The following is a 24379-nucleotide window of genomic DNA, read 5'->3' as shown; positions in this document are numbered from 1 at the left end:
CCGTTTTTTGCCATCCCCTCCCTCCCCACGTGGCACCGAAGGACAGGAGAACGTCACCTTCAAACACTTCCCGCACAGCCCGTCGATAACCAACAATCCCCACTCCTGCAGCGCACAAAATGGAGTAGATGTATGGAATCGCGTAGTCGTATTGCTTTGGTAACGGGTGGTATGGGCGGTATTGGTACGGCAATCAGCCAGCGTCTGTACAAGGAAGGATTCAAGGTAATCGTCGGCTGCAGTTCTGATTCCAGCCGCAAGAACGACTGGGCTGCCAGCCAGCGCGAGGCGGGGTACGAGTTCGAGTTCATCTATGGCGACGTGACCGATTGGGAGTCGACCCGCAAGGCCTTCGAGATGGCTCGTGAACAATTCGGCCCGATCGATGTGCTGGTCAACAACGCAGGCATCACTCGTGACGCGTCTTTTCGCAAGCTCACCCCGCAAGACTGGGACAGCGTGATCGGGACCAACCTGACGGGCTTGTTCAACACCACCAAGCAGGTCATTGAAGGCATGCTCTCCAAAGGTTGGGGGCGGATCATCAATATCTCCTCGATCAACGGTCAGCGCGGCCAGTTCGGTCAGACCAACTACTCCGCCGCCAAGGCTGGCATCCATGGCTTCACTATGGCACTGGCCCGGGAAGTCTCCGGCAAGGGCGTGACCGTCAATACCGTATCCCCTGGCTACATCCAGACCGCCATGACTGCGGCCATTCGTCCGGACATCCTCGAAGGCATGATCTCGGGCATCCCGGTCGGTCGCCTTGGCCTGCCGGAAGAGATCGCCTCGATCGTGGCCTGGCTGGCGTCCGATGAGTCCGCCTACAGCACCGGTGCCGATTTCTCGGTAAACGGCGGCATGAACATGCAATAACCCTGACCAGGGCATGAATGCCCCGGTTTGCTCGTCGAATTTTGTCTTTTCCATGAGGTCATGCATGAACGAAGTCGTAATCGTTGCCGCTACTCGTACCGCCATTGGCAGTTTCCAGGGTGCTTTGTCTGCAATTCCCGCGACCGAACTGGGTGCCGCAGTGATTCGCCGCCTGCTGGAGCAGACGGGTGTCGAAGCTGCGCAAATTGATGAAGTGATCCTCGGCCAGGTGCTCACCGCCGGCGCCGGGCAAAACCCGGCACGCCAGACCGCGATCAAGGCTGGCTTGCCACACACCACGCCCGCCCTGACCTTGAACAAGGTCTGCGGCTCCGGTCTCAAGGCTGTCCACCTCGCCGTCCAGGCCATCCGTTGCGGCGACGCGGAACTGGTCATTGCTGGCGGCCAGGAAAACATGAGCCTGGCCCCCTATGTCCTGCCCAAGGCTCGCACCGGCCTGCGCATGGGCCATGCGCAACTGCAGGACAGCATGATCCAGGATGGTCTGTGGGACGCCTTCAACGACTACCACATGGGTATCACCGCCGAGAACCTGGCGCAGAAGTACGAAATCTCCCGTGAAGCACAGGATGCCTTCGCTGCTGCTTCGCAACAGAAGGCCGCCGCCGCCATCGAGGGCGGGCGTTTCCAGAGCGAAATCACCCCGATCCTGATCCCTCAGCGCAAGGGCGAACCGCTGGCCTTCGACACCGACGAGCAGCCGCGTGTCGACAGCACTGCGCAAGCCTTGGCAAAACTCAAACCGGCCTTCCAGAAAGACGGCAGCGTGACCGCTGGCAACGCCTCGACCCTCAACGACGGTGCGGCCGTATTGCTGCTGGCCAGCGCCGCCAAAGCCCAGGCGCTGGGCCTTCCGGTACTGGCCAGGATCAAGGCCTATGCCAGCGCCGGCGTAGACCCGTCGATCATGGGCATCGGCCCGGTCCCGGCGACACGCCTGACCCTGCAAAAGGCCGGCTGGAACGTCGAGGACCTGGACCTGATCGAAGCCAACGAAGCCTTCGCCGCCCAGGCGCTGGCGGTTGGCAAAGAGATGGGCTGGGACACCAGCAAAGTCAACGTCAACGGCGGCGCGATCGCCCTTGGTCATCCGATCGGCGCGTCGGGGGCACGGATCCTGGTGTCGCTGGTACACGAACTGATCCGTCGTGATGGCAAGAAAGGACTCGCCACCTTGTGCATCGGTGGCGGACAAGGCGTCGGCCTGGCTATCGAACGCTAACCAACGGCATCCGAGTAGCCAATGCGCGGACCAGATCCCCTTGCTCCGCGCATCAGGCTGGCATCAAACAACGTTGCCCGCCTCCCTTGCCGTCGCTACGCCGCAATCCGGCATAGCGCGGCTTTTTTCTGCCCGGCACATCGGTATGAATTTTATGGACAACAACGCGCATACATTCAAAACCTTCTGGTCAGGACAGGTTCCGTTCATCGCATCTTTTGCAGTGCAACAACTGCGTCTATGGGTGAGCACCAATCCCTGGTTTTCCGGGCATGACCATGACACCTGGTTCGATCTGCCTCGCGAAACCCTGGACAGCCTTCAAGCGGACTATCAGGTTGAATGGGCCCAACTCGGCCAAAAACTGCTGACCGGCCAACCCTTCAGTTTCGATGATCGACGTTTCACCAGCGGTAACTGGAGCGCGCCACTGTTCGGCTCCCTCGCCGCGTTTTACCTGCTCAACTCCAGCTTCCTGCTGAAACTGCTCGACAAGCTGCTGATCGACGAAAAGAAAGCACGCCAACGCCTGCGCTATCTGGTGGAGCAAGCCATTGCCGCCAGCGCACCGAGCAATTTCCTGGCCAGTAACCCTGATGCGTTGCAGCGTGCGGTCGAGACCCAAGGTGCCAGCCTGATCACAGGGATGCAGCATCTGGCCAGCGACATGAACGAAGGCAAGATGCGCCAGTGCGATAGCGGCGCCTTCAAGGTTGGCGTCGACCTGGCCAATACCCCCGGCGAAGTCGTCTTCGAGAATCAGATCTTCCAACTCATTCAGTACTACCCGCAAAGCGAAACCCAGTACCGGCAGCCGGTTCTCGTGGTACCGCCGTCGATCAACAAGTACTACATCCTCGATCTGCGCCCGGACAACTCGATGGTCCGCCACCTGCTGGAAAAGGGACATCCCGTATTCCTGGTGTCCTGGCGCAACTTTGACCAGGAACACGCGGGCACCACCTGGGATGACCTGATAGAGCACGGAGTGATCAACGCCCTGCAAGTGACCCGCGAGATCAGTGGCCAGCAGCGAATCAATTGCGTGGGCTTCTGCATCGGCGGCACCCTGTTGAGCACTGCGCTGGCGGTACTGGCTGCACGCGGCGACCGCGAGATCGCCAGCCTGAGCCTGTTTGCCACGTTCCTGGATTATCTGGATACCGGCCCGATCGACATCTTCGTCGATGAAGAACTGGTGGCCTACCGCGAGCGCACCATTGGTGGTGTGAACGGCCCCATCGGCCTGTTCCGTGGCGAGGACATGGGCAACACCTTTTCCCTGCTGCGCCCCAACGAGCTGTGGTGGAACTACAACGTCGACAAATACCTGAAGGGACAGAAGCCGATTCCACTGGATCTGCTGTTCTGGAACAACGACAGCACCAACCTTCCAGGGCCGATGTACTGCTGGTACCTGCGCCACACCTACCTGCAGAACGACTTGAAATCAGGCGAGTTGGAGTGCTGCGGGACCAAGCTGGATTTGCGTGCAATCGACGCTCCCGCCTACATCCTGGCCACCCATGACGATCACATCGTGCCGTGGAAGAGCGCCTACGCCAGCACCCACCTGCTCTCGGGACCCAAGCGTTTCGTACTGGGCGCTTCCGGGCATATCGCCGGCGTCGTCAATCCGCCGGCCAAGCAGAAGCGTCACTACTGGACCAACAATCGGGTCACCAAAAACCCGGAGACCTGGTTCAAGAATGCCGAGCAGCAACAAGGTAGCTGGTGGAATGACTGGTTCAACTGGCTGGCGGGACACTCCGGCGAGCGCCAACCGGCGGTTGCGCACACCGGCAATGACAAATACTCGCCTCTGGAGCCGGCTCCAGGCAGTTATGTGAAGCAATGAAAGACTGCTGTGGAGCAGAGCGCGACATCGCCTGCGACACAGCAGCTTGATCTCAAAGACGAAGATCAAATCACGCAAACGCAATAGATAGCCGCCGGTAAGCCCAACCGGCGGTACATCATTTGTTTGGGTACAAGGAGAGAGGCTCCATGAGCACCCCGTTTCGCATCAACGAAGCACTCTTGATTGCCGGCCAGGCATTCGAACCTTTTCAATGCGTCGCCTGGGCTCCGCAAGACGGTAATGGCGAACTGAGCCTGTCCGTCATGGACCGGGCCAGCACGCGTATTTGTCGCAAACAGGTTCCAAGCAGTACCTATTCGGACCCGGCGCAGCTGGAAAGCCTGTTGCAAGAAGTGCGCGCCGAGTTGAGCCAGGGAGGCTATACGCTGCAATCCTGGGCGATGCCAGGGTAAACATTCTCGCTGGCTGGAATTTTTTCCCGAAACGCAGAAACGAAAAAGCCCTGAATAATCAGGGCTTTTTCGTATAAATGTGGCGGTGAAGGAGAGATTCGAACTCTCGATACAGTTTCCTGTATACACACTTTCCAGGCGTGCTCCTTAAGCCACTCGGACACTTCACCGTATCTCTTCAAACAAGTTCTGTCTGTCGAGGCGCGCTAATGTAGTCGAAAGCCTTTCTGATGGCAAACATTTTTTTCAGAATTTTCATGCGCTTAACTCGCATAGCTGTTTCTGGTTGCCCTGGGTAATGGCAAACCGGCCAATCTCCGGCCTGGCATCCCCCTCTATATAGCTGGCGATGCGCGGCTGGCGTGCCGGGTGGCGCTTGCAGGCGGCGTGGAGCGTGACTGGCGAGTCAGTCACGGCGCTTTACCTGGCGGGTGGCGGTGAGTAACTTCTGCCCTACTTTATTGAAAGGATTAGCGTCATGAGTGAGTTGATTTCCTACCACCTCGAAGACGGTATCGCGACCCTGACCTTGAGCAACGGCAAGGTCAATGCCATCTCTCCAGACGTGATTGCGGCGTTCAACGCTGCGCTGGATCAGGCAGTGACTGATCGCGCGGTGGTGATCATTACCGGTCAACCAGGGATTCTGTCGGGCGGTTACGACTTGAAGGTGATGACGTCTGGCCCTAAAGAAGCCGTGGCGCTGGTGACTGCGGGCTCGACGCTGGCCCGTCGCTTGTTGTCGCACCCGTTCCCGGTGATTGTGGCTTGCCCTGGCCATGCCGTGGCCAAGGGCGCGTTTCTACTGCTGTCCGCCGACTATCGCATCGGTGTCGACGGTCCGTTCAGTATCGGCCTGAACGAAGTACAGATCGGCATGACCATGCACCATGCCGGTATCGAGCTGGCCCGTGATCGCCTGCGCAAATCGGCGTTCCACCGCTCGGTGATCAACGGTGAAATGTTCAATCCGCAGTCCGCCGTGGATGCCGGTTTCCTTGACGTGGTGGTGTCGGCTGAGGAGCTGCAAGGTGCAGCACTGGCGGCGGCGCGTCAGTTGAAGAAGATCAACATGATTGCGCACAAGAACACCAAGCTCAAAGTACGCAAGGCACTGCTGGAAACCCTGGACAACGCAATCAGCCTGGATCAGGAGCATATGGGTTAAGTCCCGACTTGCAGCAACGAAAAGCCCGACCGTCGTGTCGGGCTTTTCGTATGCGCCGCGCTAAAAAGCCCTACAACCGCTCTAGAACAAGTCTGACCCATCAGTCAGAAACATATACTCAAACATCGCCTATCTCCTGCCTCTATAGCGGCAATTGCCGAAAACAGTGCACATCCGTACACTGCGCCACCTTTTGTCCCGGTGGGGCCTGCAAATGCTGTTCGCTTTACGTATGTCATTGATGGCGCTGCACTTTATTGTGGCGGGTGTGCTGGGCGTGGTGCTTGGCCTGTGTCGCCCGTTCAATCCGGACAACAGTCGCTTGTGCGCACGCCTCTATGCGTGGCCAGCGATGTGCATTCTGCGTCTGCGGGTAAAAGCCGACGTCGGGCCGTTGATGGATAAACCCGACAGCTGCGTGATCATTGCCAACCATCAGTCCAACTACGATTTGTTCGTGTTTGGCAACGTAGTGCCCCGCCGGACCGTGTGCATCGGTAAAAAAAGCCTGAAATGGGTGCCCTTGTTCGGTCAGTTGTTCTGGCTGGCCGGCAATGTGTTGATCGACCGCGGCAATGCGCAGAAGGCGCGCCAGTCGATGTTGACCACCACCCACACCCTGCAAAACGAAGACACTTCGATCTGGGTGTTCCCGGAGGGCACGCGCAATCTTGGCGAAGAGTTGTTGCCGTTCAAGAAAGGCGCCTTCCAGATGGCCATCGCGGCCGGGGTGCCCATCGTACCGGTGTGTGTCAGCAGTTACGTCAAACACATGCGTTTGAACCGCTGGCGCAGTGGGAAAATCCTGATCCGCTCCTTGCCAGCCATTCCTACCGCGGGTTTGAGCCTGGATGACATGCCCATGCTGATGGCCCAGTGCCGTGAGCAGATGCGCGAATGCATCGATTCGATGGATCGGCAGTTGCAAGCCGCTTGAAAATGCAGTCTGACCGTCGACTAATCCATCGACTAGGCCGGCGCCTTCGCCGGCAAACCAGCTCCTACAAGATTTCACTGACTCTCGGTAGCAGACAAGGCTAAGCTGAACGCTGCCAAGAAGAAGTGAACCACCATCATGGGTAGAGTTGTTGCTGCTGCGGTTTACAGCGCTGGTAAGAAAGTCACCAACATCACCCTCGACGAAGGCGCGGCCTGGGCTGCAAAGCCGGGGCACTTTGTCTGGATCGGCCTTGAAGAGCCGAACGCCGAGGAACTGTACAACCTGCAACGCCAGTTCAACCTGCATGAACTGGCCATTGAAGACGCCCTGGAGAAACACAGCCGACCGAAGCTGGAAACCTTTGGCGATGCGCTGTTCATCGTCACGTATTCGCCGATACGCGAAGAGGGCAAGCTCAAATTCATCGAGACGCATATCTTTGCCGGCAACGGCTACATCATTACCGCGCGTAACGGACACTCGGCGTCCTATGCCTATGTGCGACAGCGTTGTGAGGCGCGCCCACTGTTGCTGGAGCACGGGGAAGATTTCGTCCTCTATGCCATCCTCGATTTCGTCATCGAAAATTACCAGCCGATGGGCGAAGCGATCCATGCCGAGATCGATGAGCTGGAACGCAACGTCATGTGCGGCTCCCTGAACGAGCGCGACATTCAAAAACTGCACAGCCTGCGCCGCGACGTGTTGCGCCTGCGCCGGTTTGCGGCGCCGATGGTCGAGATCGGTGAAGAACTGCAAAAGCTGAACTTCCCCTTCATCGACAAGAACATGCGCCCGTACTTTCGCGATGTGCAGATTCATGTGACGCGGCAGATGGAGGACCTGACGACCCTGGCGGACATTGCCAGCCAGACCATCGAGGTCGGGGTCTTGCTGGAAGCCTCACGCCAGAGCGTGGTGCAGCGCAAGTTTGCGGCGTGGGCGGCCATCCTGGCGTTCCCGACGGCGGTGGCCGGGATTTACGGGATGAACTTCCAGAACATGCCGGAGCTGACCTGGCATTACGGGTACTTCGGGGTTCTGGGGTTTATCACGGTGGGGTGCGTAGGTTTGTGGGCGAGCTTCAAGAAGTCGGGGTGGTTGTAGGATAAACCGAGTTGTCTGTGAGATTCGCTGGCAAGCCAGCTCCTGCAAAGGACGCGATTCCCTGTAGGAGCCGGCTTGCCGGCGAAGCTTTTAAATGGCTTCGGGTTTGTGCGCCACAAACCGCATCATCCACTCGGCGACCGTGGTGCCGTGATGCTCACTTTCCAGGCTCGCGATTCCTTTCGAATACACCTGCTCGCCTAGCGCCTGCTGGCGTATTTCCAGCAACGCCCGGGAATAGTCGTGGATGAATTCCGGATGCCCCTGGAAGCACAGCACCTGATCGTTAATGTGGTAGGCGGCGAACGGACAGAAATCGCTGGAGGCGATCACCGTGGCGTTTTCCGGTAGCGAGGTGACCTGATCCTGGTGGCTGATCAACAGGGTCAGCTCTTCCTTCACCGGGCTCATCCATGGCGCCTTGGCAGCGAGTTTGTATTTATGGGTGCCAACGCCCCAGCCTTGCGTCGCCCGTTCGCTTTTGCCACCCAGCAGCAGCGCCAGCAACTGGTGGCCGAAGCACACGCCCAGCAGCTTGTCGCCGCGCTCGTAGCGCTTGAGCAGGTATGTCTTGAGCGTTTCGATCCAGGGGTCGGTGCCAAAGGAATCGGCCTTGCTGCCGGTCACCAGGTAGGCGTCGAACGTCAGGTCATCGCTGGGATACTCGCCCTGCATCACGTTATAGACAGTGAACTCGGCGGCGATGGGTTGCTGCGAAAACAGGTGTTTGAACATCTGCCCGTAGCCCTGATATTGGTCGACCAATTCCGGACGCAGGATGTCGGTTTCCAGAATGCAGATGCGTAACGACATAAAAAATACCTGACACATGATGGGAATAATGCACACCCCAGAGCCTGCCTTGAAACACCGTGACAAGGCAAGCCCCGCAGTGTGTCACCGATCCCTAAAACGCCTCCCCTTTGGCGGCTTTTTCCAGCAGTAGGGCCGGCGGTGCAAAGCGCTCGCCGTATTGCCCGGCCAGATACTGGGCGCGGGCGACGAAGTCCTTGACCCCGTACTGATTGATGAATTGCAGTGCACCACCGGTCCAGGCAGCGAAGCCGATGCCGAAGATCGAGCCGACGTTGGCATCCGCCGTCGACCTCAGCACGCCCTCCTCCATACAGCGCACGGTTTCGATGGCTTGCACGAACAGCAGCCGATCGCGCACATCTTTTGGCGAAATCTGCCCGTCGGCCTTTTCAAAACGGGTTTTCAGTTCCGGCCACAGATGCTTTTGGCCACCGGCCGGATATTCATAGAAACCACCCCCGGCGGCCTTGCCCGCACGCTTATATTCGCTGAGCAGCAAGTCGATCACGGCGAACGCCGGATGCTCGACTGGCGCCTTGCCTTCTGCCTGCAGGTCCTTGGCGGTTTGCTGACGGATATGGCTCATGAGGCTCAAGGAAACCTCGTCGGAGATCGCCAACGGCCCGACCGGCATGCCAGCCTTGCGCGCCTCGGTCTCGATCATCGCCGCGCAGACACCTTCACCCAGCATGGCAATGCCTTCATTGGTGAACGTACCGAACACCCGGGACGTGAAGAAACCCCGGCTGTCGTTGACCACGATCGGAGTTTTCCGGATTTGCAGGACGAAATCGAACCCGCGAGCCAGGGTTTCGTCGCTGGTGCCGACGCCCTTGATGATTTCCACCAAGGGCATTTTTTCCACAGGACTGAAGAAATGCAGGCCGATGAACTTGCTCGGGTCCGGCACCGCCGTGGCCAGGCCACTGATCGGCAGGGTCGAGGTGTTGGAAGCGATCAGCGCATCCGCGCCAACCACTTTTTGCGCGGCCGATGAGACTCTGGCCTTCAACTCACGGTCTTCGAAAACCGCTTCGATGATCAGATCGCAACCCGCCAGATCGGCATCGTTTTCGCTGGTATGGATGCGTGCCAGTACTGCTTCACGCTGTTCGGCGCTCATCTGCCGGCGCGCCACTTTCTTGTCGAGCAACGACGCCGAGTGCGCCTTGCCCTTCTCGGCCGCCGCCAGACTGATGTCCTTGAGCACCACATCGATACCGGCCGATGCGCTGACAAAAGCGATGCCCGCGCCCATCATCCCGGCACCGAGCACGCCGACCTTTTTCGTCACATGGGGCGCGAAGCCTTGAGGACGCGAACCTCCGGCATTGATCTGGTTGAGCTGGAACCAGAAGGTGCCGATCAGGTTTTTCGCGACCTGGCCGGTGACCAGCTCCGTGAAGTAACGGGTTTCAATCAGGTGCGCGGTGTCGAAATCCACTTGGGCGCCCTCCACCGCGGCACACAGGATTTTCTCCGGTGCGGGCAGCGTGCCCTGGGTTTTACTGCGCAGGATCGACGGTGCAATAGCCAGCATCTGCGCGACTTTCGGGTTCGACGGCGTGCCACCAGGAATCTGATGGCCCTTCACGTCCCAGGGCTGAACCGCCTTCGGGTTGGCCATGATCCAGGCGCGCGCCTTGCTCAGCAGCGCCTCGCGATCGATCGCCAGGTCATCGATCAAACCCGCCTGCAAGGCCTGCTGCGGGCGGATTTTCTTGCCTTCGAGCAGGTACGGCAGGGCTTTTTCAATGCCCAGCATGCGCACCATGCGTACCACCCCGCCACCGCCCGGCAGCAGGCCGAGGGTCACTTCCGGCAGGCCGAGTTGCAGGCCGGGATCGTCCAGCACAATGCGGTGATGGCAGGCCAGGCAGATTTCCCAGCCACCGCCCAGCGCCGCGCCATTGATCGCGGCGACCACGGGTTTACCGAGGGTTTCCAGGGCGCGCAGTTGGCCCTTGAGGGTCAGTACGCTGTGATAAAAAGCGTTGGCTTCGGGTTTGCCGACCTTGATCAGTTCGTTGAGGTCGCCACCGGCAAAGAATGTTTTCTTGGCCGAGGTAATGATCACTCCCGCGATGCTGTCCTTGTCGGCCAGCAGACGGGCGATACAGTCGGCCATGGCCTCGCGGTAGACCGCGTTCATGGTATTGGCGCTCTGGCCCGGCAGGTCGAGGGTCAGGACGACGATCTGGTCCTGGCCCTTTTCGTAGCGAATGGCTTGGCTCATAAACAGGTTCCTTGCAGTCGGGGCTCAGAGGCGTTCGATGATGGTGGCAATGCCCATGCCGCCGCCGACGCACAAGGTCGCCAGGCCATAGCGCAGGCTCCGGCTCTCCAGTTCATCGAGCAGCGTGCCGAGAATGGCGCAGCCTGTGGCGCCCAACGGGTGGCCCATGGCAATGGAGCCACCGTTGACATTGACCTTGTCCGGGTCGACGGCCATGTCCCTGATGAACTTCAACACCACCGAGGCAAACGCCTCGTTGACCTCGAACAGGCCAATGTCTTCGACCCGCAGCCCGGCCTTGGCCAACGCCTTGCGGGTGGCCGGCGCGGGGCCGGTGAGCATGAGGGTCGGGTCGGTGCTGGTGACTGCCGTGGCGACGATCCGCGCCCGTGGTTGCAAGCCCAGCGCCCGGCCCTTGGCCTCGGAGCCGATCAACATCAATGCCGCGCCGTCGACGATCCCGGAACTGTTGCCGGGGGTGTGCACATGATTGATCCGCTCCACCTGGCTGAAGACCCGCAGCGCGGTGGCATCGAAGCCCATTTGCCCGATCGTTTCGAAACTCGGCTTGAGCTTGCCCAGGCCTTCCAGGGTCGATTCGGCGCGGATGAACTCATCATGATCGAGCAGGATGATGCCGTTCTGGTCCTGCACCGGTACCAACGAGTGCTTGAACGAACCATCGGCGCGCGCCCGTGCGGCTTTTTGTTGCGAGTGCAGCGCGTAGGCATCCACGTCCTGACGGCTGAAACCTTCAAGCGTGGCGATCAGGTCGGCGCTCACGCCCTGTGGAATGAAATGGCTGTGCAGGTTGGTTTGCGGGTCCAGCGCCCACGCCCCGCCGTCGCTGCCCATGGGGACGCGCGACATGGACTCGACGCCGCCAACCACCACCAGGTCTTCGAAACCGGAACGGACTTTCATTGCTCCCAGATTCACCGCCTCCAGCCCCGAGGCGCAGAATCGATTGATCTGCACACCCGCCACGCTGACGTCCCACTCCGCCACCTGCACCGCGGTCTTGGCAATGTCGCAGCCTTGATCGCCGATGGGCGTCACGCAACCGAGCACCACGTCATCGACCTGGCTGGTATCAAGGTCGGTTCGCTGTTGCAGCGCCGTGAGCAAGCCGGCCACCAGGCTCACCGGTTTGACACTGTGCAAGGCACCGTTGGCCTTGCCTCTGCCCCGGGGCGTGCGTAACGCGTCGAAAATCAAAGCTTGGGTCATGACGTCCTCGAACCTGACTGGGGGAGCTGCCGAAGGCTGCGATCTTTTGATCCTGTAAAGAGCCTCCACCTTATTCCGAGCGGCCGGGGATTCAATGACCGCAGCGCTCAAGGGCATTGACGCGCACGCTCAGACGGACGGTCATCCAGCACGCGGTGAACCGGTTCAGGACACGCAGGTGTCTAGCAAAAGGCCGCCCAAGAAGCTGGCAATATGCCTCATGTCTTTTTAATAGGATTTTTTGAGAACACCATACTAAATGGATCTAAACCAAGCGTGACGCGGGCTCTAAGGTGAAGGTGTACGAAGTTGTCGTCGGGTTTTGCCGAGGCGCTCGTCCTACAGGAGTGCAACGTTTGCCGTCACGGAGATGTCCAGGCAGGCATCAGGAAATAACAAAAAAAAGGCGGTCAGCCATGTTCAAACAATCGAAAGTTCGTCAAGCCGGGCTCATTCTTTTCGCCACCACCCTGTTGTTGATTTTGCCGAACCTGACCAAGGTGATCGGTTAGTCGATCCTTAAAAAGACGACGGCAGATTTTTAATCGCCACGTAAAAATGTGGCTGGCTCGCTTCCCGAGCCAGCGTGGCTGTGCCAACCTTTGCGGCATTTCCACGACATGGATGGCGATCATTTGAAAACACTCATTGTGTTCGGGGCCCTGCTGCTCAGCACGCCTCTCCATGCCGCACAGCTGAACCTGGAGCTGGGCGCGAACAGTCGCACGTGGCAAACCGAGGAGCTGCTCAAGCACCCTCAGGTCCAGACCATCAGCATCAGCAATGACGTGTCCTACAAGCGTGACATGACCTATCGCGCCGTACCGCTCGCCGCGCTATTGACCGACATCAAGCCCGACGACCACCTGCAAGCCGTGGCGCTGGACGGCTTCGCCGCCGAGTTGTCGGCGGCGCCGCTGCTCAACACCCAGGGCGCGCGTGCCTGGCTGGCGATCGAAGATCCGGCCCAACCGTGGCCGCCGCTGGCAGAAGGCAAACACAGTGCCGGGCCGTTTTACATGGTCTGGACCGATCCGCGGGCAGGCAACATCAGCCCGGAACAATGGCCGTTCGAGGTCGCCAGCATCAAGCGCATGGCCCCGGTGGCGGCGCGCTTCCCTGCCCTGTTGCCCAATCCTGCGTTGAAGGCCGATGACCCGGTGAACAAGGGTTTTGCGCTGTTTCAGAAAAACTGCCTGGCGTGCCATCGACTCAACGGTGCCGGGGATTCGCAGTTCGGCCCGGACCTGAATATTCCGTACAACCCGACCGAGTACTTTGGAGCGGATTTCCTCCAGCGCTATATCCGCGATCCGCAGAGTTTGCGCCAGTGGCCGCAGGCGAAGATGCCGGGGTTCTCGGCCGAAGTGTTGCCGGATGAGGATCTGCGGATGTTGGTGGGGTATTTGCAGCATATGGTCGGGCGCAAAGTTAAACCTTGACACCGACCCTGTAGGAGCCCGGCTTGCCGGCGAAGGCGCCCGGGAATTCGCCGCAAGACTCAAGGCAGCCTTCGCCGGCAAGCCGGGCTCCTACAAAGGAAGGTGCCCGCAAGACCGTCGCAATGTTCAAGGACGCCTTCGCAGGCAAGTCGGATCGCCGCACCGCTGGCTCCTACTGTTGTTGCACCGAGATCACCGGCACAGGCGTCGGCGATACGAACACCTTCGCATGCATCTGCTCACACCCTCCCCCGCGACGCATGCCGCGCACCGGGCAGGCGTCCAGGTAATCCAGGCCCACCGCCAGTTTCAAATGGCGCTCGGGTCGCGCCAGTTCATTGGTTACATCGAAACTGTACCAGGCGTCGTCGAGCCAGGCTTCGGCCCAGGCATGACTGGCCAGGTGCTCGCTGTTTTCGCTGTACAAATACCCCGACACATAACGCGCAGGCACGCCCAGGCTGCGGGCACAGGCGAGGAACGCGTGGGTGTGGTCCTGGCACACGCCCGAACGTCCGGCGAAAGCCTGCGCGGCGCTGGTGTCCACTTCGGTGGCGCCCGGCGTGTAGGTCATGTGCTGGTTCAGGCCATGCATCAAGTCGATCAGCGCCGTACGATCGCGGCGCTGTTTGCAGGCCTTGTCGGCGAACGCGCGCAGCGCCTGGTCGGCTTCGGTCAGCCGGGTGAAGCGCAGGAACGGCAATGCCGACTGGCTCTCGTGCTCAGCCTCGCGCAACTCGTCGATGTCGACCTGGCCTCGGGCGCCGATGATGATCGCCTCGTGAGGCTCGTCCATGGTCAGCACGTGCAGGATGTTGCCGAACGGATCCAGTTGCGCGCGCACCGGCCGCGGGAGATCAAGCTGCCAGCTGAGCACGTGCTGGCGCTCGCTGTCGTGGGGGGTCAGTCGCAGGTACTGGATGCTCGCCCGCACCTGATCCTCGTAGTGATAGGTGGTCTCGTGGCTTATGGAAAGTCTCATGCAGCCTCCAGGTAGGAACTGTGAATGGCGTTACCCAACTGGCGTACCAGCGGGATGAACTCGGTCAGCCAGGCATGCAGCCCTTCGTCGAGGATTTCGTTGATGCCGGTGTAGCGCAATCGCGCGTCGATCTCTGCTGCCATGCGCTGTGCCGGGCGGCCATTGGCCCCCGGCAGTTGCGCGAGGATCTGGTCGATTTCTTCGGTGCAGGCCCGCAAGGAGCGCGGCACATCGGCCCGCAGCAGCAGCAACTCGGCCACATGCCGGGCACCGGGGGCGTCACGGTAGATCTCGGTGTACGCCTCGAAAGACGACAAGGCGCGCAGCAACGCACTCCACTGGTAGTAGGCGTGGGCCGTGCCGTCGCTGACCGCTTCGGCCTGATCGCCGGCCATTTCGTAGCGGGCATCAAGCAGGCGCAGTGTGTTGTCGGCCCTTTCGATGAACGTCCCCAGGCGAATGAAGCGGAACGCGTCATTGCGCATGATGGTGCCGTAGGAGGCGCCACGAAACAGGTGGGAACGCTCCTTGATCCACTCGCAGAAACGGCTCATGCCGTAGCGGCTCAGGCCCTGTCCGGCGATGCCGCGAATCTCAAGCCAAGTGGCGTTGATGTTTTCCCACATGTCGGCGGTGATGCGGCCACGCACCGCGTGGGCACTGGCCCGTGCGGCACCGAGGCAACTGTAGATGCTCGCCGGGTTGGCCGCGTCCAGGGCAAAGAAATGCAACAGCCGTTCGGCATGCAGCTCGCCGTGGCGTTCGAGGTAATCGTCCAGGGTGCCGGTAATCAGCAACGGCATGGCCAATTCGTGCAAGCCGTTACCGCGACCATCCTGGGGCATCAGCGACAGCGAATAACTGATGTCGAGCATCCGTGCGAGGTTTTCCGCCCGCTCCAGGTAACGCGACATCCAATACAGATCCGAGGCAGTTCTACTTAACATGTCAGGCTTCCTTCAATCCTCGACCACCCAGGTGTCCTTGGTTCCGCCGCCCTGGGAGGAGTTCACCACCAGGGAGCCTTCGCGCAGGGCGACACGGGTCAAACCGCCGGGCACGACCCGGGTTTCACGGCCAGACAATACAAACGGACGCAGGTCGATGTGGCGTGGCGCGATGCCGTTTTCGACAAAGGTCGGACAGGTCGACAGCGACAGCGTCGGCTGTGCGATGTAAGCATGGGGCTTGGCGATGATGCGTGCGCGGAAGGCTTCGATTTCCGCAGCGGTCGCCGCTGGCCCCACCAGCATTCCGTAGCCGCCGGAGCCCTGAGTTTCCTTGACCACCAGCTCTGGCAGATTGGCCAGAACGTGGGACAGTTCAGAAGGATTACGACACTGCCACGTGGGCACGTTCTTCAGGATCGGTTCTTCGTCCAGATAGAAACGGATCATGTCGGTGACGAACGGATACACCGATTTGTCGTCCGCCACCCCGGTGCCGATGGCGTTGGCCAACACGACATTGCCGGAACGATAGGACGACAGCAGCCCCGGCACGCCCAGCATCGAGTCGGGATTGAATGCCAGCGGATCGAGGAACGCATCGTCGAGACGGCGGTAGATCACGTCGACGGCTTTCGGCCCGTCGGTCGTGCGCATGAACACCTTGTCGTCCCGCACGAACAGATCCGCGCCCTCCACCAACTCGACGCCCATTTCCCGCGCCAGGAACGCATGCTCGAAGAACGCGCTGTTGAAGCGCCCCGGCGTCAGCACCACGACACTCGGGTTATCGATGGGGCTGGAGCTTTTCAGGGTGTCGAGCAACAGGTTCGGGTAATGGTCGATCGGGGCAATGCGCTGGGCCGCAAACAGCTCGGGGAACAGTCGCATCATCATCTTGCGGTCTTCGAGCATGTAGCTGACGCCGCTCGGTGTACGAAGATTGTCCTCGAGCACGTAGTAGGTGCCGTCGCCGTCGCGTACCAGGTCGACGCCGGAAATGTGCGAATAGATATCGCGGTGCAAGTCCAACCCTTGCATTGCCAACTGGTATTGCTCGTTGGCCAGCACCTGCTCGGCGGGAATGATCCCGGCCTTGATGATGCGCTGCTCGTGGTACAGGTCGGCGAGGAACATGTTCAACGCCTTGACCCGCTGGATACAGCCGCGCTCGACCACACGCCATTCACTGGCGGGGATGCTGCGCGGGATGGTGTCGAAGGGAATCAGGCGCTCTGTCCCCTGCTCATCACCGTAGAGCGTGAAGGTAATCCCGGCGCGATGAAATAACAGATCGGCCTCGCGTCGCCGTTGTGCCAGAAGCTCGTCAGGCGTCTCGGCCAGCCAACGGGCAAACTCCCGATAATGCGGGCGGACCTGGCCGCCGGCATCGTACATCTCATCAAAATAGGTGCGGATCATGCCGTACTCCTTGTCACCCGGACATCCAGGCCTTCGCAAGGCCCGTGCCATCGGCAGAAACGCTTAGATTTCAATCGGTTGGATAATCACTATGCGAACACCGCACCAATCCTGTGCGGTAAATGCCCCAACCTGACTGCCCCCGCTTCATTGCAAGGCGTTGTTGTCGCCTGTGACCAGCATAGTCTGTAGGAGCCGGCTTGCCGGCGAAGGCGTCATTAAGTCATGCGTCACTCTCGGGGACGCCTTCGCCGGCAAGCCGGGCTCCTACAAAGCCGTGTTGAATTTCCCTTCGGCAAAAACGAAAACGGCCAACCCGAAGGTCAGCCGTCATTGCTGGTTGTAACTGTTCATAAGTTTATGCGAGTCGCCCTCGTACCTCCTGTTTCACACCCCAGCCTTCAATGATGCCGCCCAGTGGCTCGACCACGGCTTCGAAGCCCTGCTCGAAATCGCCAATGTCGTCGTAGGTGGCATACATGACTTTGCACAATTCCAGCGCCCAGGCGCCATCGTCGCGCACACTGACTTGCGCATCCAGGGATTCACCACGGTGGAAATGACCTGCCGCCCTGCGTGCCCGCTCCTCGTCCGGGAAAATGGCGTAGAACTCGATGGGATGGAACCGGGAAAAGTCAAAACCGCCTTCTTTCATGCGGCGCAGCACACTGCTGCTGATGTCTTCTTGATAGGCTGTGCTCATGAAACGTCCTCCTCAAACTGATGGATAGACTTTCCGTACTCCCTGTGTGCGAACCCAAAGGTGCGCACCAATCGGCAACCAGATGCCGACGGGAAACAAGCATGGAGCTGACAAGACCAGACCTTAGCGATTCATTCGCTGATCTCGATTGCAGAGTAGCCCCAAGATAGAGCCGCTGCCAAGGCCTGGTTCTGCTGTAGTCGATAACGAGAAGAGGTTCAGACGGGGGTGATGCTGCGAATTTCAATACTGTTCTGGGATTTCAGGCTTTTGACGCCTGCATCGCAAGTGCGCCCCTCCAGATCGTTCAGATCCAGTTCGGCGGCCACGGGAAGCAACCGTTCCTTGATGAGTTTGGCGGCCTCTTCGTGACTCGGGCACTCCTCGCACTCGAAGACTTCGTCGATTAATTCACCATGATCATCCACGAAAGTGACTTTCCACTTTTGCATCGGTGCCTCCTCGATAAAACCCATGGATGGGCTTACACCTATCTCGACCCTGGACGCGGGGTAAATGTTCCGGCGAATCAACAATAGCAGGCGTCAGCAAAGGCTGCCTGACGCCCCGTTCAGACGGTGACCCCTGTCAGATGCGCACGTTCCCCCGGGGACCGGCAATCGCCCAGATGATCAGGCCCAGAACCGGCAGCAACAGGATCAACAGCACCCAGAAGATTTTCATCCCGGTTTCGGCACCGCTTTTCAACACGTTGATGATTGCCCAGATGTCCAAGGCAAGAATGATCAAGCCCACCAGGCTGTTGAACGTGGAACCCATGATGACGCTCCCGAAGAGTGATATGCCCTCTTAGGATAGCCGTCCCTGACCAGGGTTCCCTTTTTTTGACAGCTTTGACGGTTCAGACGTGGATCGACACTTTCAAGGCTTCCAGCGAGGGCGCGGCGGCGATGCCGGCTTCGGCGCACAGCTCGAGTACCCGTGGCACGGCATTGCCGTAGACCAGTACCACTTGCAGTTCATCGTCCAGCAACTGGCTGAAGTTCATCAGCGTGTAACCGCCATTTTCCTTGTTCAGGCTGCTCATCTGCACCTGGATGCGATTCAGCGCGGTCAGCGCTTCGGTCTTGGCCAATTGCTTGGGCTTGAGATTGAACTCTACCCCCGGGCCGAACGAGGCGACGATCTGGGCAAACAGGTCCACATAGGTGTCGGCCTGGAACAGCACGGTCTCGGGCAGGCTGCCAACGACCACCCACTCACCCAGCGGGATCGGAAAGCTGTCGTCGTAGTTGATGTCCGGGTTGGCGCCGAGGAAAGCCGCAGGATCTGCGTAGGCCTGGGCCGCTTCGTCAGCGACTTTCTCGATTTCGTCATCGGCCATGCACCCGGAGCTGATGTTGCTGATGAGTTCGATGAGGGCGGCTTTCATGGGGGGCAGATCCTGTAGCAAGTCAATTTTCAGGGCGCGCAGGATAGCGCATTACGCCCGACGATGGCGGCTTGCAAACAGGGCTCGCAATCTTGACCTGCATCAAGCGTTCAGCCAAACAATAGCGGCACAATAATGGCACCTTGCCAAAACTGTTTCCGCTATCAGAGAAGACCTCCATGGGTGCCTGGCTTAGCAACATCTCGCTGAAGTACAAATTCTGGGCGGTGAATGCCGTCGCCTTCGTCACCACGCTACTGCTGGTGTTGTATGCCGTGCAACTCGAGCAACAAGCCCGCAGCAATGCCGCCCAGGCATCGGCCCAGGCCCAGGCGCGATTGCTCGCGGCCTGGCCTGCCGGGCAGCCTTTGCCCAAGGCCGAGAACCTGCTGATGTTCGAACACGACCAGGTACCGCGGCTGAACGGACAGCCGCTGCAGGCACTGGCCGACGCCAACGGCTGGGTCGAGATCAATTCATTGCCGTATTTCGGTGACGACCTGCCGATCGGCGCCCAAGTCGTCACCCGTGCGGATGGTCAGCGGGTTGCGCTGATCGCCCATGGCCCAAGCCTGGGCCAGGTGTTCGGCGAGCGTGTTGCCAACTATGCGCTGGCGGTGTTCATCCTGATGCTGGCGATGCTCGGTGCCTCGCAGTTGTTGATCCGCTTTTTGCTCAGTCAGCTCAATACCCTCAAAGACGTGATGCTCCACGTTGAAAAAACCGGCGACCTGTCGGCCCGCGTCCCACTGACCTGCAGCGACGAAGTCGGGCAGATGGCCAACGCGTTCAACGCCATGCAAGCCGGTTACCAGGGTGTGGTGAGCACTGTCGCCAGCACGATCCGACAACTCGACGAAGGCGCAGCACGCCTGGCCTCGAGCATGAATGAGGTGCGTCACGGCATGCTCGGCCAGCAGAGCGAAACCGATCAGGCGGCAACGGCCATCAATGAAATGACCGCCACCGTCTATCACATCGCCCAGCACGCCGGTGCCACCCGTGACCTGTCGCAATCTGCCGACACCTTGGCCGGCAGCGGGCAGGAAGTGGTCATGCGGGTGCAGCGATCGATTGCCGGACTGTCTACCGGGGTGCAGCAGACCGCCGAGATGATCCAGCGCCTGGCCGAGGACAGCCAGAAGATCAACGGAGTGGTCAATGTGATCCACAGCATTGCCGAGCAGACCAATCTGCTGGCGCTGAACGCGGCGATCGAAGCGGCCCGGGCCGGTGAAATGGGCCGTGGCTTTGCGGTGGTCGCCGATGAAGTGCGCAACCTGGCCAAGCGCGTACAAACCTCCACCGATGAAATCACCGTAATGGTGTCCGCCTTGCAATCAGGTACTCGCGATGCGGTGGACTTCATGCAGGAGAGTTCATTCAAGGCCGACGAATGCGTTCAGCAGGCCCAGGAGGCTGGGACCGCGTTGGCGCAGATCACCGGGGCGGTGGCGCAAATGCGCGAAAGCAACACCCAGATCGCCGTGGCGGCCGAGCAACAAAGCCAGGTGGCCGAAGAGATGAACCGGGCGGTGGTGAGCATCCGCGACGTGACCGAGAATACGGTGCGCCAGACCGTCAGCTCGGCAACCACCAGTGTTGAGCTGGCGGTGTTGGCCGGGCAATTGAGCACGGCGATCGGACAGCTCAGGCTATAACATCGATATTGACCATGACCGCTATCGCTTCGATAGCCAAGCTTGATTCGCCGCCTGCATTTACCGGGCCTATCCTTAATTCATGAGTTCAACATGGATCGAGGATCGGCATCATGGGTAAACGTCACCCTAACCTTCCCGCCTGGCAATGGCGTGCGTACCCGAACAATCACCAACACCCGGCCAATCTGGTGTTGCACCTGATTGCCGTGCCGTTGTTCATCGTCGCCTTCCTGCTGATCGCCTGCGGGGTGTTCAGCCTGAACCTGGCCAATTTCGCCATCGGCATCATCGGTGTGATTGCCGCCCTGGGCTTGCAACGCCATGGCCATACCCTGGAGGCGCAGGCTTCCGAGCCGTTCAGCGATCGTAAGGATGCGGTTTCACGTTTGCTGGTCGAGCAATTCCTGACCTTCCCGCGATATTTCCTCAGCGGCGGCTGGTGGCGCGCCTGGAAGGAGCGCCACCGTCGTCATTGATCAGCCGAACACCGTCACCGTTTGCCGGCTCATGGCGATCAACCGCCCTTCCACGTCCCACAACTTCGCGGCGGCATGGCCGTAGCCGTCGGCGGCATGCTCGGTTTCGACCAGGTACTTGCACCAGTCCAGGGTGCTCAGCTCCCGCAACGGCTGGACGAATTCGATGGTCCAGGTCAGCGTGCTGCCCATCGCCGGCTTCTTCAGGAACGGCATAAGGGCCGGAGGCCAGGCATCCACCAGCGCCAGGATGTGCGCCTCGGTGACCGGCTCCTCCTTCACATCACCCCGCAAGCGCACCCAGCCACCCATTTGACGGGAGGTATTGCCGGTGAACGGCAACCCGCCAACACTCCAGCGCATCGCCAGATGCTGCATGAATTGCGGGAGCACGCCCTCGATGAAGGGCAGTTCCTGGCAGTCGTCCCAATGCTTCATCGCTGGCGCCGACACGGCTTGCACCGCCACTTCCGATGGACGCGAGGCGCCGAAGCTGCCCTGGACCAGGGTGACCACCTGGCCGCCCTGCATCGCCCGGCCCAGCACCTGGCTGACCGCCTTGCCCTCGCGCAATACCTCGACTTCAAAACTGACCGGCACGTCGGGTTCGACCGGGCCGACAAAGGTGATAGCCAGCGAGCGCACCGGCCGGTCCGCCGGCACCTTGGCGCGCATGGCTTCGTATTGCAAGGCAACCACCAGGCCGCCGAAACTGGCGCGGCCTTGCGCCCATCCGGCCGGGATCGACAGTTCCAGTGGCTGACGGCGGACAGCGTCGAGCAGATCGCAAAAGCGCATGAAGACCTCAAGGCAGGAAAAGGATGAAGGAATCTTAACCAGCTCACTGGGGCTGTACAGTGCCTATTCCGGTCAAATTGACTGACAGATGAGCCGCCTGTGCCTCCCTGTAGAAGCGAGCATGCTCGCTCCTACAAAGGGCCGTGGTGGTTTCAGGATTTGAAACAGGCCTTGCTGAGTTTGTCCAGCACCCGGTCGGCACGCTGTTCGGCCTCGGCCATGGTGGCTTGCCAAACGGCGACGCAAGGCTGCAAATCGGCTTCCTGCTCGGCCATGGCCAGCCATTGCACACAGTCGTGCCAATCCCCAAGGGCTCCCTGGGCCGCTTTCAATCTGGGCATGGCGGCCGGGGGCAGGCGATCCAGTTCGGGGTAGGCGTCGATGCCGTAGCGCACGCGCTTGATCAGCAGGCGCAAACGATGACGGTCATGGGCCGGATCGTGCAGGGCGGTGTCGAGTTTCTTCCACTGTTTGCCCAGGCGCTTTTCGATGCTCTTGCCGATCCCCTTGAGCAACCCCTGGCGCTGAGAAGCGCGCAGGAATCGCGGGAAGGCATCGAGGATCATCAGCAGTTGCGCAAGCTCGGTACTGGTCGCCACCGCGGGATAGGCCTTGGCCATTTGCACCATGCGCCGCTGCGCGGCTTGCACTTGATCGTGCTCAAGCAAGTAGGCCGCCAACACCTCGCGATCGCGCAATGGCGTGGTCAGGTCGCCCACCCCGGACGCCGCCACCTCCAGCTGTTCGACCCCGGGCAAGCCCCGCAACGGCCGCAACAGGCTGCGCAATCGGCGCACCGTAGTGCGCAAGTCGTGCAAGGCCTCAGGGTCGGTGTGGGCACTCAAGCGTGCCTGACAGGCCAGCAGACGAATTTCCAGGCCCAGGACCCGGGCCACCAACCTATCGATCATTTGGTTTACTCCTTAAACAGCTGCGAGCTTCAAGCTGCAAGCTGCAAGCGAACTGACTTGCAGCTTGCAGCTTATAACCTATAGCTGCTTCACGCCTATCGCCCCGCGCGCGATTCACGAATATAGAAACGCGCCTTCTCGGCCTTCTTCGAGCAGCCCTCGAAGCCTTCGAATTGCTGCTGGGTCTTGGCCGCGGTCAGCAGCGACAACGCCTTGGAGTAGCTGACGGTTCCGGCGAAGCCTTCGGCCTTGGCCAGGTCCAGCTCGCGCCACGCGGCATCGAGCTGGCTGCCGCAGCTGTCGCGATAAGCGGTTTTGCCGGCACAACCGGCCAGTGCCAGGGCAATCAGTGGCACACAGATCCAGGCTTTCATTTCTTACACCTCAAAGATAGGTAAATACTATGCAGGTAGGACGGTCTGGCGGGCAAAAAGTGCCGTCCATCGCCAACCCGAACCCTGTGGCGCGAGAATACCTATCTGCCGCCATGGAGTGTCGAAAAAACGACCCATTCGCGCAACCGAACGACCTGGCGATTGAAGCGGGCCCCTCGATGGGTGCATTGTTGAACCATTCAAACGAGGGCGATCAATGAAAAAGCGTGTCGCACTGGTATTGGGCTCGGGTGGAGCCCGGGGCTATGCCCATATCGGCGTCATCCAGGAAATCGAACGGCGTGGCTACGATATCGCCTGTATCGCCGGTTGTTCCATGGGGGCGGTGGTTGGCGGGATCTACGCCGCCGGCAAACTCGATGATTATCGCGACTGGATCGAGAGCCTGGATTACCTCGACGTGTTGCGCCTGGTGGACGTCAGTTTTCGCCTGGGGGCCATCCGCGGGGAAAAGGTTTTCGGGCAGATCCGCAAGATCGTAGGTGAAATCAATATCGAAGACCTGCGCATCCCCTATACGGCGGTGGCCACCGACCTGACCAACCAGCAGGAAATCTGGTTCCAGGAGGGCTGCCTGCACCAGGCCATGCGTGCCTCGGCGGCGATTCCCAGTCTGTTTACACCGGTGATGCAGGGTAATCGCATGCTGGTCGATGGCGGCATCCTCAACCCGTTGCCGATCGTGCCGGTGGTGTCGAGCCATTGCGACCTGATCATCGCAGTCAACCTCAACTCCACCAACCAGCGTCACTATCAGTTGCCGGTGATCCAGCGTCCGGCCGCGTTCAAGACCCGCTTCGACAGCCTGATCAGTTCCCTGGGTTCGAAGATGCCGTTCCGGCGCAAGCAGGCCGAACAATTGCTGTTGCTGGAGAAGGAAGCGCTGATGGCCGAAGCGGCGGAGATCAACCCCTGGGTCGAGTCGGCCGAACCCGAAGCCCAACAACCGGCGGCCGCGCCTGAACGGGACGGTGCGCCGAAGTCCGCCACCGGGTCGTTCATCATCGACAACGTGGGGCCGGCGTCCCTGCTGGATTTGATCAACCAGAGTTTCGAGGTGATGCAGACCTCGCTGGCGCAATACAAGATTGCCGGGTATCCGCCGGACATCCTGATCAACGTGCCGAAGCGGGTATGCCGGTTTTTCGAGTTCTACAAGGCACCGGAGTTGATCGCACTTGGACGCGAGATTGCGCGCGATACGCTGGATCGCTATGAGAATGAGCGGGATTCCTGAAACGACGATCGTTCCCACGCCGAGCGTCACTAGTGTCCGGTAAACATGTTTCATAGCTGAAGGCTGCCTTGGGCAGCCTTCAGCTTTTCTCGCTCCTGCCTTCGTCGATCCCTCAG

At 60.1% G+C, this 24379-nt stretch carries 25 protein-coding genes and 1 tRNA gene; 11 read left to right on the top strand and 15 right to left on the bottom strand.

Annotated features, from left to right (window positions below; all coding sequences use genetic code 11):
- Positions 1 to 132: 132 nt before the first annotated feature.
- From phbB to ACIO0C_RS28065, 4 genes are all read left to right on the top strand, one after another.
- On the top strand, positions 133 to 879 hold the full coding sequence (phbB, locus tag ACIO0C_RS28080; protein ID WP_401317226.1) for an acetoacetyl-CoA reductase: 747 nt from the start codon (positions 133 to 135) through the stop codon (positions 877 to 879).
- A 64-nt stretch (positions 880 to 943) separates the two neighbouring features.
- Positions 944 to 2122 carry an acetyl-CoA C-acetyltransferase gene (locus ACIO0C_RS28075; protein ID WP_401317224.1) on the top strand — a complete coding sequence of 393 codons (1179 nt, stop codon included), beginning with the start codon at positions 944 to 946 and terminating at the stop codon, positions 2120 to 2122.
- Between the two features lie 154 nt (positions 2123 to 2276).
- A complete protein-coding gene (gene phaC / locus ACIO0C_RS28070; protein ID WP_401317277.1) occupies positions 2277 to 3980 on the top strand; it encodes a class I poly(R)-hydroxyalkanoic acid synthase in 1704 nt (567 codons plus the stop codon).
- A gap of 149 nt (positions 3981 to 4129) precedes the next feature.
- On the top strand, positions 4130 to 4396 hold the full coding sequence (locus tag ACIO0C_RS28065) for a hypothetical protein (protein ID WP_390957264.1): 267 nt from the start codon (positions 4130 to 4132) through the stop codon (positions 4394 to 4396).
- Between the two features lie 80 nt (positions 4397 to 4476).
- On the opposite strand, the gene ACIO0C_RS28060 is transcribed toward ACIO0C_RS28065, so the two are convergent.
- Together ACIO0C_RS28060 and ACIO0C_RS28055 are read right to left on the bottom strand one after the other, a co-directional pair.
- Positions 4477 to 4566: transfer RNA gene (locus ACIO0C_RS28060), tRNA-Ser, on the bottom strand.
- Positions 4567 to 4651: 85 nt separating this feature from the next.
- Positions 4652 to 4810 (bottom strand): hypothetical protein, encoded by a 159-nt coding sequence (locus ACIO0C_RS28055; RefSeq protein ID WP_401317220.1) that lies wholly within the window; start codon positions 4808 to 4810, stop codon positions 4652 to 4654.
- A 64-nt stretch (positions 4811 to 4874) separates the two neighbouring features.
- Here ACIO0C_RS28055 and ACIO0C_RS28050 point away from each other — a divergent pair, with 64 nt between their 5' ends.
- From ACIO0C_RS28050 to ACIO0C_RS28040, 3 genes are all read left to right on the top strand, one after another.
- A complete protein-coding gene (locus ACIO0C_RS28050) occupies positions 4875 to 5564 on the top strand; it encodes a crotonase/enoyl-CoA hydratase family protein (protein WP_401317217.1) in 690 nt (229 codons plus the stop codon).
- Between the two features lie 214 nt (positions 5565 to 5778).
- Entirely contained in the window at positions 5779 to 6501 is a 723-nt protein-coding gene (locus ACIO0C_RS28045) for a lysophospholipid acyltransferase family protein (RefSeq protein ID WP_401317214.1), read from the top strand.
- Positions 6502 to 6639: 138 nt separating this feature from the next.
- Positions 6640 to 7611, top strand: a complete 972-nt coding sequence (locus ACIO0C_RS28040; RefSeq protein WP_401317211.1) for a magnesium and cobalt transport protein CorA — start codon at positions 6640 to 6642, stop codon at positions 7609 to 7611.
- 90 nt (positions 7612 to 7701) lie between these two features.
- On the opposite strand, the gene ACIO0C_RS28035 is transcribed toward ACIO0C_RS28040, so the two are convergent.
- From ACIO0C_RS28035 to ACIO0C_RS28025, 3 genes are all read right to left on the bottom strand, one after another.
- Positions 7702 to 8424: an amidotransferase gene (locus tag ACIO0C_RS28035; RefSeq protein WP_401317208.1), complete on the bottom strand. Its 723-nt coding sequence runs from the start codon at positions 8422 to 8424 to the stop codon at positions 7702 to 7704.
- Between the two features lie 94 nt (positions 8425 to 8518).
- Positions 8519 to 10663 carry a 3-hydroxyacyl-CoA dehydrogenase NAD-binding domain-containing protein gene (locus ACIO0C_RS28030; RefSeq protein ID WP_401317205.1) on the bottom strand — a complete coding sequence of 715 codons (2145 nt, stop codon included), beginning with the start codon at positions 10661 to 10663 and terminating at the stop codon, positions 8519 to 8521.
- Between the two features lie 24 nt (positions 10664 to 10687).
- Positions 10688 to 11893: an acetyl-CoA C-acetyltransferase gene (locus tag ACIO0C_RS28025; RefSeq protein ID WP_401317202.1), complete on the bottom strand. Its 1206-nt coding sequence runs from the start codon at positions 11891 to 11893 to the stop codon at positions 10688 to 10690.
- Between the two features lie 620 nt (positions 11894 to 12513).
- Between ACIO0C_RS28025 and ACIO0C_RS28020 the strand changes: the two genes are divergently transcribed.
- Positions 12514 to 13335: a c-type cytochrome gene (locus ACIO0C_RS28020; RefSeq protein WP_401317274.1), complete on the top strand. Its 822-nt coding sequence runs from the start codon at positions 12514 to 12516 to the stop codon at positions 13333 to 13335.
- 172 nt (positions 13336 to 13507) lie between these two features.
- Here ACIO0C_RS28020 and ACIO0C_RS28015 read toward each other — a convergent pair whose 3' ends face one another.
- The 7 genes from ACIO0C_RS28015 to ACIO0C_RS27985 form a co-directional block, all read right to left on the bottom strand.
- Positions 13508 to 14317 (bottom strand): transglutaminase domain-containing protein, encoded by an 810-nt coding sequence (locus ACIO0C_RS28015; protein WP_401317199.1) that lies wholly within the window; start codon positions 14315 to 14317, stop codon positions 13508 to 13510.
- Positions 14314 to 15264 carry an alpha-E domain-containing protein gene (locus tag ACIO0C_RS28010; RefSeq protein ID WP_401317196.1) on the bottom strand — a complete coding sequence of 317 codons (951 nt, stop codon included), beginning with the start codon at positions 15262 to 15264 and terminating at the stop codon, positions 14314 to 14316. The genes ACIO0C_RS28015 and ACIO0C_RS28010 overlap by 4 nt, the downstream gene beginning before the upstream one ends.
- A gap of 12 nt (positions 15265 to 15276) precedes the next feature.
- Positions 15277 to 16686, bottom strand: coding sequence for a circularly permuted type 2 ATP-grasp protein (locus ACIO0C_RS28005; RefSeq protein ID WP_339552769.1), 1410 nt, complete (start codon positions 16684 to 16686; stop codon positions 15277 to 15279).
- 358 nt (positions 16687 to 17044) lie between these two features.
- On the bottom strand, positions 17045 to 17389 hold the full coding sequence (locus tag ACIO0C_RS28000; RefSeq protein WP_007971898.1) for a ribonuclease E inhibitor RraB: 345 nt from the start codon (positions 17387 to 17389) through the stop codon (positions 17045 to 17047).
- A gap of 218 nt (positions 17390 to 17607) precedes the next feature.
- Positions 17608 to 17841, bottom strand: a complete 234-nt coding sequence (locus tag ACIO0C_RS27995) for a hypothetical protein (protein WP_401317191.1) — start codon at positions 17839 to 17841, stop codon at positions 17608 to 17610.
- A gap of 136 nt (positions 17842 to 17977) precedes the next feature.
- Positions 17978 to 18169 carry a PLDc N-terminal domain-containing protein gene (locus tag ACIO0C_RS27990; RefSeq protein WP_020796120.1) on the bottom strand — a complete coding sequence of 64 codons (192 nt, stop codon included), beginning with the start codon at positions 18167 to 18169 and terminating at the stop codon, positions 17978 to 17980.
- A gap of 82 nt (positions 18170 to 18251) precedes the next feature.
- A complete protein-coding gene (locus ACIO0C_RS27985; RefSeq protein ID WP_401317188.1) occupies positions 18252 to 18782 on the bottom strand; it encodes a hypothetical protein in 531 nt (176 codons plus the stop codon).
- Between the two features lie 179 nt (positions 18783 to 18961).
- On the opposite strand from ACIO0C_RS27985, the gene ACIO0C_RS27980 reads away from it, so the two are divergent.
- Together ACIO0C_RS27980 and ACIO0C_RS27975 are read left to right on the top strand one after the other, a co-directional pair.
- Complete coding sequence (locus ACIO0C_RS27980; RefSeq protein ID WP_401317185.1) at positions 18962 to 20443, top strand: methyl-accepting chemotaxis protein; 1482 nt, start codon at positions 18962 to 18964, stop codon at positions 20441 to 20443.
- Positions 20444 to 20556: 113 nt separating this feature from the next.
- On the top strand, positions 20557 to 20922 hold the full coding sequence (locus ACIO0C_RS27975) for a terminase (RefSeq protein ID WP_401317182.1): 366 nt from the start codon (positions 20557 to 20559) through the stop codon (positions 20920 to 20922).
- On the opposite strand, the gene ACIO0C_RS27970 is transcribed toward ACIO0C_RS27975, so the two are convergent.
- The 3 genes from ACIO0C_RS27970 to ACIO0C_RS27960 all read right to left on the bottom strand — a co-directional run bounded on the left by ACIO0C_RS27970 (position 20923) and on the right by ACIO0C_RS27960 (position 23005).
- On the bottom strand, positions 20923 to 21720 hold the full coding sequence (locus ACIO0C_RS27970; protein ID WP_401317180.1) for an acyl-CoA thioesterase: 798 nt from the start codon (positions 21718 to 21720) through the stop codon (positions 20923 to 20925). It abuts the gene before it with no gap.
- Positions 21721 to 21872: 152 nt separating this feature from the next.
- A complete protein-coding gene (locus ACIO0C_RS27965; RefSeq protein ID WP_401317177.1) occupies positions 21873 to 22631 on the bottom strand; it encodes a CHAD domain-containing protein in 759 nt (252 codons plus the stop codon).
- A 95-nt stretch (positions 22632 to 22726) separates the two neighbouring features.
- Positions 22727 to 23005 carry a hypothetical protein gene (locus ACIO0C_RS27960; RefSeq protein WP_008061821.1) on the bottom strand — a complete coding sequence of 93 codons (279 nt, stop codon included), beginning with the start codon at positions 23003 to 23005 and terminating at the stop codon, positions 22727 to 22729.
- Between the two features lie 217 nt (positions 23006 to 23222).
- Between ACIO0C_RS27960 and ACIO0C_RS27955 the strand changes: the two genes are divergently transcribed.
- Positions 23223 to 24263 (top strand): patatin-like phospholipase family protein, encoded by a 1041-nt coding sequence (locus ACIO0C_RS27955; RefSeq protein WP_401317174.1) that lies wholly within the window; start codon positions 23223 to 23225, stop codon positions 24261 to 24263.
- The last annotated feature ends 116 nt before the right edge of the window (positions 24264 to 24379 follow it).

It is taken from the genome of Pseudomonas sp. NPDC087336, from assembly GCF_044744285.1.
GTDB lineage: Bacteria > Pseudomonadota > Gammaproteobacteria > Pseudomonadales > Pseudomonadaceae > Aquipseudomonas.
This window is presented reverse-complemented; position numbering and strand designations above follow the sequence as displayed.

Coding starts and splice junctions, on each gene's coding strand:
- ACIO0C_RS27970 (WP_401317180.1), bottom strand. CDS start 21,720: ATGCGCTTTTGCGATCTGCTCGACGCTGTCCGCCGTCAGCCACTGGAA.
- ACIO0C_RS28045 (WP_401317214.1), top strand. CDS start 5,779: ATGCTGTTCGCTTTACGTATGTCATTGATGGCGCTGCACTTTATTGTG.
- ACIO0C_RS28000 (WP_007971898.1), bottom strand. CDS start 17,389: ATGAGCACAGCCTATCAAGAAGACATCAGCAGCAGTGTGCTGCGCCGC.
- ACIO0C_RS27960 (WP_008061821.1), bottom strand. CDS start 23,005: ATGAAAGCCTGGATCTGTGTGCCACTGATTGCCCTGGCACTGGCCGGT.
- ACIO0C_RS28035 (WP_401317208.1), bottom strand. CDS start 8,424: ATGTCGTTACGCATCTGCATTCTGGAAACCGACATCCTGCGTCCGGAA.
- ACIO0C_RS28005 (WP_339552769.1), bottom strand. CDS start 16,686: ATGATCCGCACCTATTTTGATGAGATGTACGATGCCGGCGGCCAGGTC.
- ACIO0C_RS28015 (WP_401317199.1), bottom strand. CDS start 14,317: ATGAGACTTTCCATAAGCCACGAGACCACCTATCACTACGAGGATCAG.
- ACIO0C_RS28065 (WP_390957264.1), top strand. CDS start 4,130: ATGAGCACCCCGTTTCGCATCAACGAAGCACTCTTGATTGCCGGCCAG.
- ACIO0C_RS27990 (WP_020796120.1), bottom strand. CDS start 18,169: ATGGGTTCCACGTTCAACAGCCTGGTGGGCTTGATCATTCTTGCCTTG.
- ACIO0C_RS27975 (WP_401317182.1), top strand. CDS start 20,557: ATGGGTAAACGTCACCCTAACCTTCCCGCCTGGCAATGGCGTGCGTAC.
- ACIO0C_RS28075 (WP_401317224.1), top strand. CDS start 944: ATGAACGAAGTCGTAATCGTTGCCGCTACTCGTACCGCCATTGGCAGT.
- ACIO0C_RS28050 (WP_401317217.1), top strand. CDS start 4,875: ATGAGTGAGTTGATTTCCTACCACCTCGAAGACGGTATCGCGACCCTG.
- ACIO0C_RS27985 (WP_401317188.1), bottom strand. CDS start 18,782: ATGAAAGCCGCCCTCATCGAACTCATCAGCAACATCAGCTCCGGGTGC.
- ACIO0C_RS27955 (WP_401317174.1), top strand. CDS start 23,223: ATGAAAAAGCGTGTCGCACTGGTATTGGGCTCGGGTGGAGCCCGGGGC.
- ACIO0C_RS28010 (WP_401317196.1), bottom strand. CDS start 15,264: ATGTTAAGTAGAACTGCCTCGGATCTGTATTGGATGTCGCGTTACCTG.
- phaC (WP_401317277.1), top strand. CDS start 2,277: ATGGACAACAACGCGCATACATTCAAAACCTTCTGGTCAGGACAGGTT.
- ACIO0C_RS27965 (WP_401317177.1), bottom strand. CDS start 22,631: ATGATCGATAGGTTGGTGGCCCGGGTCCTGGGCCTGGAAATTCGTCTG.
- phbB (WP_401317226.1), top strand. CDS start 133: ATGGAATCGCGTAGTCGTATTGCTTTGGTAACGGGTGGTATGGGCGGT.
- ACIO0C_RS28020 (WP_401317274.1), top strand. CDS start 12,514: ATGGATGGCGATCATTTGAAAACACTCATTGTGTTCGGGGCCCTGCTG.
- ACIO0C_RS28030 (WP_401317205.1), bottom strand. CDS start 10,663: ATGAGCCAAGCCATTCGCTACGAAAAGGGCCAGGACCAGATCGTCGTC.
- ACIO0C_RS27995 (WP_401317191.1), bottom strand. CDS start 17,841: ATGCAAAAGTGGAAAGTCACTTTCGTGGATGATCATGGTGAATTAATC.
- ACIO0C_RS28040 (WP_401317211.1), top strand. CDS start 6,640: ATGGGTAGAGTTGTTGCTGCTGCGGTTTACAGCGCTGGTAAGAAAGTC.
- ACIO0C_RS27980 (WP_401317185.1), top strand. CDS start 18,962: ATGGGTGCCTGGCTTAGCAACATCTCGCTGAAGTACAAATTCTGGGCG.
- ACIO0C_RS28025 (WP_401317202.1), bottom strand. CDS start 11,893: ATGACCCAAGCTTTGATTTTCGACGCGTTACGCACGCCCCGGGGCAGA.